Annotated in this window: 11 protein-coding genes and 1 tRNA gene; 4 read left to right on the forward strand and 8 right to left on the reverse strand. The window is 42.9% G+C overall.

Features of this window, described 5'->3' with window-relative positions; genetic code table 11:
* Nucleotide 1 precedes the first annotated feature (1 nt).
* The gene (locus J7384_RS02715) at nt 2-2392 is read right to left on the reverse strand and encodes a TonB-dependent receptor (protein WP_209111087.1); all 2391 of its coding nucleotides are present in this window, start codon (nt 2390-2392) and stop codon (nt 2-4) included.
* 244 nt (nt 2393-2636) lie between these two features.
* On the opposite strand from J7384_RS02715, the gene J7384_RS02720 reads away from it, so the two are divergent.
* Together J7384_RS02720 and J7384_RS02725 are read left to right on the forward strand one after the other, a co-directional pair.
* Nucleotides 2637-3185, forward strand: coding sequence for a hypothetical protein (locus J7384_RS02720; RefSeq protein ID WP_209111089.1), 549 nt, complete (start codon nt 2637-2639; stop codon nt 3183-3185).
* Nucleotides 3186-3259: 74 nt separating this feature from the next.
* Nucleotides 3260-4318, forward strand: coding sequence for a phospholipase A (locus J7384_RS02725; protein ID WP_209111091.1), 1059 nt, complete (start codon nt 3260-3262; stop codon nt 4316-4318).
* Nucleotides 4319-4389: 71 nt separating this feature from the next.
* Here J7384_RS02725 and J7384_RS02730 read toward each other — a convergent pair.
* Nucleotides 4390-4465, reverse strand: a tRNA-Phe gene (locus tag J7384_RS02730).
* Nucleotides 4466-4935: 470 nt separating this feature from the next.
* Between J7384_RS02730 and J7384_RS02735 the strand changes: the two genes are divergently transcribed.
* Nucleotides 4936-5475: a cytochrome b gene (locus J7384_RS02735; protein WP_209111093.1), complete on the forward strand. Its 540-nt coding sequence runs from the start codon at nt 4936-4938 to the stop codon at nt 5473-5475.
* Nucleotides 5476-5495: 20 nt separating this feature from the next.
* Nucleotides 5496-6056, forward strand: coding sequence for a YceI family protein (locus tag J7384_RS02740; RefSeq protein WP_209111095.1), 561 nt, complete (start codon nt 5496-5498; stop codon nt 6054-6056).
* A gap of 104 nt (nt 6057-6160) precedes the next feature.
* On the opposite strand, the gene J7384_RS02745 is transcribed toward J7384_RS02740, so the two are convergent.
* The 6 genes from J7384_RS02745 to J7384_RS02770 form a co-directional block, all read right to left on the reverse strand.
* Nucleotides 6161-8359, reverse strand: a complete 2199-nt coding sequence (locus tag J7384_RS02745; RefSeq protein ID WP_209111101.1) for a molybdopterin cofactor-binding domain-containing protein — start codon at nt 8357-8359, stop codon at nt 6161-6163.
* On the reverse strand, nt 8359-8853 hold the full coding sequence (locus tag J7384_RS02750; protein WP_209111103.1) for a (2Fe-2S)-binding protein: 495 nt from the start codon (nt 8851-8853) through the stop codon (nt 8359-8361). Before J7384_RS02750 ends, J7384_RS02745 begins: the two co-directional genes overlap by 1 nt.
* A gap of 134 nt (nt 8854-8987) precedes the next feature.
* Nucleotides 8988-9530, reverse strand: coding sequence for a DUF1289 domain-containing protein (locus tag J7384_RS19500; protein ID WP_280636292.1), 543 nt, complete (start codon nt 9528-9530; stop codon nt 8988-8990).
* 174 nt (nt 9531-9704) lie between these two features.
* Complete coding sequence (locus tag J7384_RS02760; RefSeq protein WP_209111105.1) at nt 9705-11261, reverse strand: SulP family inorganic anion transporter; 1557 nt, start codon at nt 11259-11261, stop codon at nt 9705-9707.
* Between the two features lie 143 nt (nt 11262-11404).
* Nucleotides 11405-12064, reverse strand: coding sequence for a GntR family transcriptional regulator (locus J7384_RS02765; RefSeq protein WP_209111107.1), 660 nt, complete (start codon nt 12062-12064; stop codon nt 11405-11407).
* A 20-nt stretch (nt 12065-12084) separates the two neighbouring features.
* A complete protein-coding gene (locus tag J7384_RS02770) occupies nt 12085-13638 on the reverse strand; it encodes an ATP-binding protein (protein WP_209111109.1) in 1554 nt (517 codons plus the stop codon).
* Nucleotides 13639-13870 lie beyond the last annotated feature (232 nt).

Consider the following 13870-nt stretch of genomic DNA (forward strand, 5'->3'; position numbering starts at 1 on the left):
CTTAGAAAGCAGCCTTAATATTCAATGCTGCAGTGCGCGGAGCACCAATCCATGCCGCTTGACCAGCAACACCACCTAAATAACTTTCGTCAGTAAGGTTGTTGATAGTAAAGCGAATTTCTAGTGATTGTAGACCTTCGAATGGGCTTTCAACACTAACACCAGCGTAAACGTCAGTAACAATGTAGTCATCTAAACGTTGAGTATTCGCTGCATCCAACCAACGCTCACCAACCCACTTGCTAGAAACACCAGCAAATTTGCTATCTCGTTGCCAATCAAGTGACAATACAGCTAAGTCTTCAGCTGAACCGAAAACGGTATTGCCTGTAGGGAATGCTGATGGCCCATCAGCGTATTCAGAGTCGTTTGATGTGAATGAACTATACAAAGTCAATTCATCTGAGATGTACCATGTTAGCGCAGCTTCTACACCTGTTGACTCAATACCACCTGCGTTGATAAAAGAACCATTTGTTCCAACTAGGAAGTCGATACCCGCATCAGGTGAATCCGGGGCAATAAATACAAGACGATTTTCAAAACTAATGTCGTAGTAAGTCACACTTGCTTCAATTGCATCAGAGCTATAACGCAAACCAACATCAATATTGTCTGCTGTTTCAGGCTCAATATTAGTCAACTGTGAAGCGTCGCGTTCTAGTACAGAATCTTTGATAGCTGCAAAGTTTTCTGCATAACCAGCAAAAAATTCTAACCCTTCAACACCCGTGTTAAATACAACACCACCAGAGAACAAAACATCTGAATCAGAGTCAACGTTTAGCACCTGCGCACTAGAATTGAGATTATCTGTGCGATCTAAATCTACTAAGAACTTCTTAGCACCTAAGCGAACTTTACCCCAGCCCATATCGAGTTCGTCTTCTAAGTAGAACATTTTGGTGTCTACAGTAAAGCTGCGATCGTATTGCACCCAGTAAGGTGTGTTGTCAAACTCAAAGCTTGTACGTGAATCGATGATTTTGTGCCAATCACGATACTCGTCACGCTCGTAATCTTCATACCAAATACCACCGCGTAGGGTGTTAGTCATATCATTAAAGTCAGTGTACAACGCAAAATCTGCATTAAAGCCAAAACGCTCTTTACCATAATGAGTATGACGATATGAACCAACAGGCACCGAGCCAGCTGGGAAACAGTTTGGATCTAAGTGTAAGTTACTCGCTTCATTTACGTTAGGCGTACTTGGATCGTCATTACGGGTACCGCCGTATGGGGCAGTTAAAGATGAACAGCTCAAAGATACTGGTGTTAAACCAACACCGTCACGAGTGACATAACCGATTTGACCTAGTGGTGTACCGCCAAAAACAGTATTCCCAGAAACAAGTTCAGAGTGAGGTTGGTTAGCGCCATCATCTGTAACATCTACCACATAAGGAGGAACCCAGTCACCGCGTCCTGAGTTGTCGTGATAATAAACGTTACCTGACACTTCATAAGTCCCACCCACATATTCTGCTTTTAGGTAAGCAAAAATATTTTCGCGTAAGGTAGACCAACCACGGCGATACGTTTGGTCGACAAATGGAATACCGGCCCAATCTTCAGTTAGTCGGTCCCATTCTGGGTTTGCATTAAATTGAGCAAGGCTAACACGTTGATAATTGTCTTCATGAGTATCATCGTAAGAAAAGTAACCAGTAAACTCGATATCATCAATAATGCTAATTACTTTAGCAGCATAATGGTCGCGAGTATTTTCGGCAGCTTGTTGAATAAAATCACTGCTTTCAGTGCTTGAAAGACTGAACCAGGCATAAGTGTCTTTAAAAATTTCACCCGTATCGTAACGAGCAAAGAATTTTTGACCATCAAATTCAGCAAGCGTTAGGCTGACTGTTGCTTTTTCTTCTGATTCTGGATCTGTAGTGGTGAAATTAAGTGTACCACCTAGCGCTTCATGTGAACGCGAAGCAATATCGGCTGTACCTTGCGACACCTGTACCGTGCCCAAGTTTTCAGTATCGATGTAACGATTGGCTTTTGCGCCGCCGCCGTAGTTAGAGTTACCATTGGCAATGCCATCAATGGTAATACCAATTTGTTGCTCATCTAAGCTCAATTGAAAGCCGCGAACAGACACAGTAGTTGACCAATCGTCAGCGCCAAAGGTATCACCTTCATTGATCAATACGCCAGGCAGATTATCAATAACAGCTAAAGCACTCGTCATCGCCGTTTGCTGCTTAAACATTTCTTCTGGTGTTTCGTTATTTGCGTATGAAACACTTTTACCGACAACGGTAATTTCTTCAATGATTTGATCTTCGGTTTTAACTTTGTCGTCTTCAGCAAAAGCTTGCATTGATAAAGCAGATAACACTGCCAATGCAATCGCACTTTTAGGTGATGGAGTTTTCATGTTTTATCCCAATGATTTATTTATAAGTTTTACTGCCGCGCATTGTAGGAGTGCATTGTGACAGTTCAGTTACACCTAAATTAACGAACGTTGAAGATAACATGACGTCACTGTGAAAGAAGAATCACAGTAATATTAATATCGTAGATATTTTCAACAAAAACTCAGTAAAACAAATCGCTATGCTAAAAGCTAACGTAACTGTTAAACATAAATAGTAGAATACAAAACGAATGGGATGTTAATGACAAAGCTTAGAGTAACCATAACCCAAGTTATCACTTTGATCGTCACACTGCTTGTACTGAGTGCTTGCAGCAGCCAATACCCGAACCAAACGCTTGTTGGACAGACATTCCCACAAGTAAATGGTGAAACACTGACCAAGCAAAAGGTCGTATTACCACAACATTTCAATAACCAAACCACCATATTACTTATCGGCTATGTTCAAGACAGTCAGTTCGATATTGATCGATGGCTTATTGCTCTGGATATGACTGAAGTGACAACACCAGTATTTGAGCTTCCCACTATTAAAGGTATGTTGCCACGTATGTTCGAGACAACCATTAACAACGGCATGCGCAAAGGTATTCCTAAAGAGTTGTGGCAAGGTGTCATCACTATTTATCAGGACGGTGATAAAATTCAGCGCTTAACGGGCAACCAAAACCCTAACAACGCTCGAGTAGTATTACTCAACCGTGACAACAATATTGTTTATTTTTACGACCGTGGGTTTTCAGTGAGTGCGCTCAATGAACTAAGAACTCAAATCGATAAAAATTAATATTAAAGCAATACGTAAGAAGTACAGATAACATATAATACGGGGAGATATTGCAAACAGCAGGAGCGAATTGCGTGCTCAAAACAACTTTCACATTTTTGCCAATAATTGCTGGTATTAGTGCCACTTGTTTTTCTGTGAACGGGGCTCAGTTATCGGCGCTAGATTCTTGTTTACTCGACGCCATCAAACAGGCAGACCAAACTCAAACGGTTGCCGAGCTGAACGCACAGTGTAATCAACAAGACGATAGTAATGAATCGAAAGTAATTGAACAGGTTGCAAAAACAACTGTTGCTTCAAATAACCTGACAAAAACGCGACAAGGACTGATCTCAAAACGCATATCTAGCGAAAGCAAAACTGAAAATGAATTATTTGTGCTCACCCCACACCTAATGAATTACATTTTACCGGCGTTAACAACCAACGATATCAATACCAATGCCTACCAGAGCTTTCCTGAGTTTCAAGACAACTTTGAAGATGTCGAGAGTAAGTTTCAGCTCAGCATTAAGGTGCCATTAACCGACAATATTTTTATTCCGGGTGATAAGTTTTACTTCGCTTTCACGTTAAAAGCCTGGTGGCAAATATACTCAGACAATATTTCAAAGCCGTTTAGAGAAACCAACTACAAGCCTGAAGTATTTTATCTAGCACCGTTGAATTGGCATCCTCTCGAGGGAAATACAGGCTTTACGGTTGGTTTAGAGCACGAATCCAATGGTCGAAGCCAAGCCTTATCGCGCAGTTGGAACCGAGTGTACGCCAGCTTCTTGTTTGAAAAGGACAACTTCGCCTTATCCTTTAAACCCTGGTGGCGTTTGCCAGAAGACGAAAAGCGTTTTGTCGGCGACCCCAAAGGTGATGACAACCCAGACATCCTCGATTTCATGGGCCACTTCGAGTTATTTGCTGCTTATAAATGGGACGAATATGAGCTAAGTGTTAAAGCGCGAGAAAATTTCGCCCGCCACCATGGCGCAATTGAACTCGGCTTTACTTTTCCACTTTGGGGTAAGTTTATTGGCTATGCAACAGCGTTCAACGGCTACGGCGAGAGCTTAATTGACTACAACCACAAACAAACCCGTATCGGTATCGGTGTAGCACTCAATAATATTTTGTAAACGAACCTATGCAGCCAATACAAGGATGTATGAAGTAATCTAAGTTTGATGCGTTGAGGGGGAGCACGAAGTGGTGCCCAGAGGCGGAATCGAACCACCGACACGGGGATTTTCAATCCCCTGCTCTACCGACTGAGCTATCTGGGCTTATCTGAGTGTATTAAAAATCTGTAATCTAGGGATTTTCAATAAAATTCCCAAAAGCTCTATCAACAGAACAATCGGGCTTATCTAGCGATAATTTTACAACTAACAAGTTAAATGGTTTAACTTGAAAGAGCGCGTATCATATAGTGCTTTCTTTACACTGACAACCCCTTTTTTAACGAATTATTAAGATTATCAAACGCTTTAACTCAATTGAACAAAAAGCAACACAAAAGCGTACAAACATCAACCAAATCATATTCACATAATGATACAAATAATTCTCTCAAGGAATCTTACAATACTTTTTATATTGAATATTTAATGATAAAAATAACAATCATTATCATAAAAGCAATAACGATTCGATAATATCGAATTTTTATAGCTAAATTATGCGATTTAAATTCTATAAAATAAGATTACACTAGCAAATAAATAACGCCGCTAACATTTAACAAAGTAACACTATGTGGAAAGATTCAAAACAAAATTACGGCATCATCAGTAAAAGTTTGCATTGGTTATCAGCCATCACCATCATCGGCTTGTTTGCAGCTGGCTACTGGATGGTTGACTTAACTTATTACAGCCAGTGGTATAAAACCGCACCTCATTGGCACAAAAGCGTTGGTATATTGCTGTTACTCGCCACGGTATTACGTCTTGCTTGGCGCATCTTAACAACTAGCCCTGAGCCAATAGCCAATCACTCAAAACTAGTTAAAACGCTTTCAGCATTTGTGCACTGGTTACTCTACGCGTTAATGCTCATCATTATGATCACCGGATATTTGATTTCAACCGCCGATGAAAGGGCAATTGAGGTATTTAACTGGTTTAGTGTGCCATCTTTCGGCGAGTTATTTGCCAATCAGGCCGATATTGCTGGCGCTATTCACGAATACGGTGCTTATAGCATTTTGGCAATTGCAACACTACACGCAATTGCCGCGATAAAACATCACGTTGTCGACAAAGACAACACCCTAATGAGAATGATTAAATAACGACAACTTAAGGAATTTCCATGAAAAAATTACTATGCGCGGCTGCGCTAGCGACATCGGTTTTGAGCATGCCATCTATGGCTGCTGACTACGTAGTTGACACCAAAGGTGCACATGCATCAATTAACTTTAAAGTGAAACACTTAGGCTATAGCTGGTTAACAGGCCGCTTTAACAATTTTGACGGTAATTTCAGCTACGATGACAACAATATTGCCGCCAGCAAAATCAATATCAATATTGATACTACTAGTGTTGATTCAAACCACGCTGAGCGCGACAAGCATTTGCGCAATGACGACTTTTTACATGTAGATAAATTTTCAACAGCGAAATTTGTCAGTAAAAAAGTACAAGATATGGGTAATGGCAAACTTAAAGTCACTGGTGATTTAACTTTGCAAGGTATGACCAAAGAGATCGTTATCGACGCAGTCAAAATTGGCGAAGGTAAAGATCCATGGGGCGGCTATCGCGCTGGCTTTTCTGGCACAACCTCAATCAAGATGGCTGACTTTGGCTACAAAATGGACTTTGGTGAAGTCTTGTTTGATTTACACGTAGAAGGCGTTCGCAAGTAATTTGTCAACAGCACTTTACCCGCCAAAATTTGCCAACAGCGCTCTGTAAAGCGCTGTTGGTTCATCAATCCCCTATCACTGGATAACCCCAGCATTCGCTAAAGTTAAGCTGACAAGTTAAATGGCAACTGCCGCAAACGTTGACCCGTTGCCGCAAATACAGCATTGCCAATCGCAGCAGCAATCGGTGGTAATCCCGGCTCACCAACACCGGTTGGCGCTACTTTCGACTCCACTAAATGGACATCAATATCAGGACTTTGGTTAATTCTCAGCATTTGATAATCGTGAAAATTTGATTGACTAACACGCCCTTCAACAATATCTATACTGCCGTATAAAGCGGCAGTAATACCAAACAATATGCCACCTTCCATTTGTGCTTTAACAATATTTGGATTCACGACGATACCGCAATCAACGGCACAGGTAACTTTGTGAATGCGAATTTGCCCTTGCTCAACAGATAACTCAACCACTTGAGCAACATACGTTTTAAGCGATTTGTGTACCGCAACACCGTGAACGTGACCAGCGGGTAGCTTTTGCCCCCAGCCAGCTTTTTGGGTGGCCAGTTTTAAGGTGTTTTGCAAACGCTCTTCGGCTAAATGGGCAAGGCGAAAATCAAAGGGATCTCGCTCGGTTAGCTGAGCAATTTCATCGATAAAGCTCTCTTTAAAAAAGCCGCTGTGGGAGTGGCCAACTGCTCGCCAATAACCATTGCGAACACCGGGGTCATAGGTAATTTGCCTAACCTCTTTGTGCGCCACTTGGTAGTCTTCAAAAAGTCCTTCAACACTTGAGCTTTCTGCGTACCAATCGTTAACAACTTTACCACCAACCCCTGCTAACCAGCTTGAAACACCAGATGGAAACAGCTCAGGTAACATTGCCGGGACAGCTTCTTTTAGCTGATATGGAAAAATATTAGGACCTGAGCGTTTAACGCTATAACAACTGAGCTGACCGTTTTCGTCGACACCAGCCTCAAATTTTACCATCGACGGCGGTCGATAGTAGTCGTTGCGAATATCGTCTTCACGAGACCAAACTAACTGCACTGGCCCTTCAACTTGTTTGGCAATTTCAACCGCTTCTAAAATAAAATCAATACCGACTCGACGACCAAAGCCACCGCCAATAAAGTGGTTGTGAAACTGAACTCGCTCGCGATCGATATCGAGTAACTGAGCGACACCGTTGCGCGCGAACTCGGGTGATTGGCTGCCAACCCAAACTTGGCAACCAGAGGCGGTAACTTCGGCGCTGCAATTCATCGGTTCCATGGTTGCATGTGCTAAATACGGCGCATAGTAAGTGGCACTGTGACGTTTGCTGGCCGTTGCCAACGCTTTACGGCCTCGCCCTGACTTATGGGCTTTAATGCCTGATTCGGTGGCAATTTTACTGGCTAGAATATCGGGTAGTTCGGCTGAATTAAACGCTGCTAGTTCACTGGTTTGCCAATTAGTCACAACCAAAGCCGCAGCTTTTTTTGCCTGCCATAAATGCTCGGCAACGACTGCGATACCCGAAGAAATTGCAAAAATATCAACAATACCTGCTTGCTGCTTTGCACGGGTTGCATCGAAATCTTTTACCTTGCCATTGATCACTGGCGCGTGAATAACTACTGCTCGTTTGGCCTTTGTCAATTTCGCATCAATGCTAAAACGCGCTGTACCAGTAACTTTAGCTAAGGCATCGTTGCGCTGACTGTCTTTACCAATATATTTAAATTGGCTATCAGTAACTAAAGGAGCACCTTTTACTGATTCAATCTTAGCCGCGGTGGCAACAAAATCGCCCAGAGGATACGCCTTAGTACCGTGCCAAATAAAACCATCTCGACACGTTAGCTGCTGCGGGGCGATTGCCAGTTGCTGCGCTGCCGCTTTTAATAATGTCGCTCGGGTGTCAGCCGCAGCTTGGCGCAGTGGTAAATAGTGATCTCGAATACTACTACTGCCCCAAGTACCCTGCGCGCCGTAGCTCAAGTTGTTATAGGTTTTGTGAACCGGGGCAAAATAAACCTTAATTTTGTCAACCTTGATATCGAGTTCTTCTGCAATCAAAGTGGCTAAACCGTGATGGACACCTTGCCCCATTTCGTCGCGCGGCAAAATAAAGTGAATCTCGCTTTGACTGGTCACTTGAACAAAGCCATCGTGAACATAATGTTCATCGCCAATGTTTGCTAATGCTGGGTTACTCGCCGCACAACTAGCAAGAGGAACTGACATCACAAAACACGAAGCAGTACTTGCGGTAATTTTCAAAAAATCGCGTCTTGACCTTGCCATTAGCTTTGCTCCTGCTCAGGATCATAAAAAGACACGGTTTGCTGGCTGCTGGCAGCGCGTTTAATCGCTCGTTTGATTCGAGGATAAGTGCCGCATCGACAAATATTCCCCTGCATTGCCGCGTCAATTTCTTGATCGTTTGGCTTTGTATTATTTGCCAATAAAGCGGTCGCCGACATAATTTGCCCCGGCTGACAGTAACCGCATTGCGGTACATTCTCGTCGAGCCATGCCTGCTGTACTGGGTGTAACTGTTGCCCCGACGACAACCCTTCAATCGTGGTCACTTGTCGACCTTGTGCGGCGCTAACCGGCAAAACACAGGTTCTAACCGCAGCGCCATCTAAGTGCATGGTGCAAGCTCCGCAAAGCCCCATACCACAACCAAATTTACTACCAGTTAATTGCAGCATTTCCCGCACTACCCACAACAATGGCGCATCAGGGCTAACATCGAGTTCAACTGGTTGTTGGTTAAGCCAAAACTTAATCATATTTATTTTCCAGACAAGAGCAGGTCGTTATAAACAACTAGCGTTCAAACACCCGTTTGAATAATAGTTCAAGTATAGAGTAATACAGTGGCAAGTAAACTGACTAATAGAATGAGTTCGGTCGTGTGAACTAATTAGAGTTCAAAATCGCTAAAGTCTAATGTCTGATTATTGTCGAGGGAAGGTTGTGAAACACTTTGACTGCTCGCAGCATCGGTTGTTAGTTGGCGGTCTGAATGATTATTCGAAGCGTCAGTTGTATTCGATTTCGCACTATTTATTGTATTGTTTTCTTGGCTTTTATTTGGGCTATTACTGATGTTTTTAGGGTGTTCTGGAGCTTGGTTTGGTTCAAACTTTGGCTCTAGCTTTGGTTCAAACTTTGGCTCTAGCTTTGGTTCAAACTTTGGCTCTAGCTTTGGTTCAAACTTTGACTCAAATAACGAGCCTTGCTGGTGTGCAGTTTCAACTGATTCAACTTTGGTTTTTATCAGCCCTTTTTTACGGCGAAAACGCTGCTGACAGCGTTTAATAACTTTCTGTTTATCATCGCTAGAATACTGTAGCCAAGTTTGACGCTCTTCACGCGTACGCATACAGCCCAAACAATAACCTTTATCGTCTGACTGACAAATGCCAACACAAGGGCTTGGTACATCAAAAAACTCTAACTGCATCGCAATACGCTTACTCGAATCGTTTTATTCTAGGTCGTGATAATTTTCTCTACGTTACTAACATTTGTTGGCAACTACAATTTATAGCGCCATAAAAAAAGGCATTATTCAGTATAACCTGACTAATGCCCTTTATCATTCAGCGTTAACGCCAAAAAATTTGCGCTACTTTTATTAACCTAGCTTATCCGTTGCAATGTGATAATCAGGATCTTCAATCACATTCACTTCAACTAAGTCACCCGCTTTTGATAACAACTGACGGCATTCATTGCTCAAGTGTTTTAAATGCAAGGTTTTACCGCGAGTTAAATAACGCTCAGCCAAAGTATCAATGGCTTCAATCGCCGAGTGATCTGCAACGCGAGAATTTCTAAATTCAACGATGACATCATCGCTGTCATTGTCCATATCAAACTGCTCTAAAAAGTGTGATACTGAACCGAAAAACAATGGGCCGCTGACATCGTAAACCGTTGAGCCATTTGCATCTGTTGAGCGACTAACGACAACGTGCTTGGCGTGTTCCCATGCAAATACTAACGCAGAAACAATCACGCCAACAACAACTGCAACCGCAAGGTCAGTCGCAACCGTAACACCTGATACTAAGGCGATAACAAAGGCATCAGCTTTTGGTACTTTGCGCATAATGCGGAAGCTCGACCATTCAAAAGTGCCGATGACAACAATAAACATCACACCAACAAGCGCCGCTAATGGAATTTGTTCAATCAAGCCAGAGGCGAATAGGATAAAGCCTAGTAATGCAACCGCTGCCGTGATACCCGATAAGCGACCGCGACCACCAGAATTTACGTTGATCATCGATTGACCAATCATGGCACAACCACCCATACCACCAAAGAAACCGTTAACTGTATTAGCGGCACCTTGCGCGATACACTCTTTATTACCTCGGCCGCGAGTACCGGTTAACTCATCAATCAAGGTCAGTGTTAACAACGACTCAATTAAACCAATCGCCGCTAAGACTATGGCAAATGGGAAAATAATTTTCAGTGTTTCTAAGTTAAACGGTACGGCAGGGATAGCAAACTGAGGTAAGCCACCAGCAATCGATGCGGCCGGGTCGTTGGTCATATCGCGAACAAAATCAACAACCGTGCGCGCATCTAGACCTAAGCTCTGTACCAGTACTGTAACGACAACAATCGCGACCAATGACGATGGTACCGCTTTAGTTAATTTAGGTAAAAAGTGAATAATTGCCATTGTTAAGGCGATTAACCCCAACATGGTAAACAGTTGATTGCCCTGCATCCAAACCAGCTCACCAGCGTCGTTTGTAACTTTAAATTGGCCTAGTTGGGCTAGGAAAATAACAATGGCCAAGCCATTAACAAAACCTAACATGACCGGGTGTGGCACCAGCCGGATAAATTTACCAAGTTTAAAAATACCCGCCAGTATTTGTAGTATCCCGGTTAACACGACGGTAGCAAATAAGTATTGCACCCCGTGCAGCGCAACTAAACTGACCATCACCACCGCCATTGCGCCCGTTGCACCAGAAATCATACCTGGGCGACCACCAAAGGCAGCAGTAATTAAACCAACCATAAAGGCGGCGTATAAACCGACTAATGGCTCAACACCAGCAACAAAAGCGAAAGCAACCGCTTCTGGTACCAAGGCCAAGGCCACAGTTAAACCCGATAAAACATCGTTTTTCAGGCTTGCGACTTTACTCGCATGTAATTCAAACATTAGTGTCTCACGTATCGTATGCCCACAACGGGCGAGAGGGAAAAGCAGCGCGCGATAGTACAGATATTCAACAAAAAAGTCAATTGAGCACTGCTAGTGAAAAACGCTAGAAATGAGATAAGACAATGAAAAATAGCAATAAATTAAGACTGACGGCCAAGTAAGAACAATTTAATTTGATCGCGGCTATTAAGAATATGACGCTTTAGCACGTCCACGGCATCGGCAACACGCCTAGCTTTACACAAGTTGAGTAATTGTGTGTGTTCAGAATCAGCTTTTGAAATGCCGCCAGCCCATAACAAATGAATGCGAATATAGCGATCAGCACTGCGATTTAAGCGATTAACCAAATCTTGTGTTTGCGGCAAATTAGCACCTGAATACAAGCAATTGTGATAATTGTAATTGAGCTCACTCCAAGTATTAGCGGCGTTTTCCTTACCCAGCGCATTGTCTAATTGCCCCAGTAATAACTCAGCTTGCTTAAAGCTCGCTTCGGTCATGTGAGGAATTGAAGCGGCGAGCAACTTCGACTCTAACAACGCCCTTAGCTCAAATAGCTCATCCACTTGGTGAGCGTCGAGTTTAGTCGCGGTCGCTCCTTTATGTGCTTCAAAGGTCACTAAACCTTCAGACTCTAATTGCAGTAACGCTTCGCGCACCGGAATACGGCTAACGTTGTGGGCGCGAGCAAGTGCGGTTTGGCGCAATGGTTGCCCGGCCTTTATCTCACCAGTGAGGATTTTTTCACGAATGCTATCAACAACAAACTCTGTCAGGGTTCTGTGTTCAACCGTCACAACACGAGTTCCAGAGCCAATTAAGACTTGGCAAGCGGTACAATGACTTTAAAGGCACAGCCGTGCTCAACATCAAGGCATTTTATCGTGCCGCCAAGCTTACTGCTGACTAAGTTGAAAACGATATTTAAGCCAAGTCCTGAACCACCTTGCCCGCGTTTTGTGGTAACAAAGGGATCAAAGATATGCTTTTTAATCTCAGCGCTAATCCCTTTGCCGTCGTCTTGGTAATCAAGTACCAAATGATGTTCTTGTTGGCTAAAGGCAATTTTAATATTGCCGCCTTCTCTGCCATCAAAGCCATGAATATGGGAGTTCATCAAGAAATTGGTCAATATTTGGTTCCAAGCACTTGGGAAAGTCACCAAGTTGAGATCTTCATCAACCTCAATGTCGAGCTGATAGTTTTTGCGCTTAAACAAGGTTTTAACGGTATTTACAACATCGTAAACGTGACGAGCCAAATTGATTTCTAGTTCTGGGTCGGTGTGTTGTTCAACTGCCACCGACTTAAAGCCGCGAATTAACTCAACTGCTTTGTTTAAGCTGCGTTCAATAATTTGCTCATATTCAACCAACAGGGATAAGGTATTGGTAAGCTCTTTTTTGGTTAGTTTTTCACTGTCGACTAAATGAGTTAAATGGTCGACTTTTTCTTTTAGTGCGGTAATTGAGGTCACGCAAATGCCCAATGGCGTATTGACCTCATGGGCGACACCCGCCACCAATTGGCCAAGCGAAGCCATTTTTTCTGACTGCACTAACTGATCTTTGGCGAGGGTTAAATCATCTAACGAGCGCTGTAACTGCTTGTTGCTATCTTCAAGCTCAGCCGTGCGTTGATAAACTTTGATTTCTAAATCACCATTGAGTTGAATTAACGCGTTTTCGGCTTCTTCTAGCTTAACAATGTCATTTTTAAGTGCTAAGCGCATCGCGTTAATGGCATCAACTAATTGATCAAGTTCATCTTTTTGTACTGGTCTGCCGTCGAGTACTAACTCTTCGGTGAGTGTTTCACTCGATAGGCGTTGTGAGTAATTGGTAATGCGATAGATATGGCGAGTAATGAGCCAGTGGACAACAACAATAATACACAAGGCAACCAAAAAGGTTTTTACGATTTCTGTGACAACGATAAAGCCGCCGCGCTGTTTGAGTTGCTGATAAATATCGTTATAGCTAGCGTAAACGGTGAGCAAACCAATTTCATTCTCGCCGTAAACAATTGGGTAATTGCGAACTTTTTCCGCGATTACCGCGCTGTCACCCACTTGGTAACTGTTGCCAAACTCGGTTGTGACCCGAGCAAATTCAATATCGGGTAAGTTAACAATCCCTTGAATTTGCTGCTGCACCAATGCCTCGTTGAAATCCCACAAACTGGTTGAGATCGACTCAATGTAAGAGGTTTCGATATTGTCGAAGCGCTGTTCAAGCTGTGCTACTTTGTCGGTAAAATCAACGTACAAGCGCGTTGCTACCGCGATCACCGAGACCACTGAGCTACACAAAATAATGTAAATCAATACTCGACGCGCTAATTTGTTATTAAATGAGAACACACCAGCCATATGTTTTAATTAACGTCCGTCCGCACAGCGTAGAAGATCCAGAATGCCCCATTAAATGCTGCACCTATATTAAAGTCAACTATTCAATAAAAAATTCTTAAATTAGATAGACCTATTAACATGACGAGACGGTCATTATTTGAAATTCCGCGTCCGATTTTCGCTAGTCCACTACCGCGATATCTTCTACTATTAAACGACATCGACAATTTAAAACGCGAACTAAAAATAC

It is taken from the genome of Endozoicomonas sp. G2_1 (assembly GCF_017744155.1).
GTDB lineage: Bacteria > Pseudomonadota > Gammaproteobacteria > Enterobacterales > Alteromonadaceae > JAGHQT01.

Bases quoted from the DNA above. Each gene is read 5' to 3' on its own strand.
- J7384_RS02760 (WP_209111105.1), bottom strand. From the start codon at position 11,261: ATGTTTGAATTACATGCGAGTAAAGTCGCAAGCCTGAAAAACGATGTT.
- J7384_RS19500 (WP_280636292.1), bottom strand. From the start codon at position 9,530: ATGCAGTTAGAGTTTTTTGATGTACCAAGCCCTTGTGTTGGCATTTGT.
- J7384_RS02735 (WP_209111093.1), top strand. From the start codon at position 4,936: ATGTGGAAAGATTCAAAACAAAATTACGGCATCATCAGTAAAAGTTTG.
- J7384_RS02740 (WP_209111095.1), top strand. From the start codon at position 5,496: ATGAAAAAATTACTATGCGCGGCTGCGCTAGCGACATCGGTTTTGAGC.
- J7384_RS02745 (WP_209111101.1), bottom strand. From the start codon at position 8,359: ATGGCAAGGTCAAGACGCGATTTTTTGAAAATTACCGCAAGTACTGCT.
- J7384_RS02715 (WP_209111087.1), bottom strand. From the start codon at position 2,392: ATGAAAACTCCATCACCTAAAAGTGCGATTGCATTGGCAGTGTTATCT.
- J7384_RS02750 (WP_209111103.1), bottom strand. From the start codon at position 8,853: ATGATTAAGTTTTGGCTTAACCAACAACCAGTTGAACTCGATGTTAGC.
- J7384_RS02720 (WP_209111089.1), top strand. From the start codon at position 2,637: ATGACAAAGCTTAGAGTAACCATAACCCAAGTTATCACTTTGATCGTC.
- J7384_RS02770 (WP_209111109.1), bottom strand. From the start codon at position 13,638: ATGGCTGGTGTGTTCTCATTTAATAACAAATTAGCGCGTCGAGTATTG.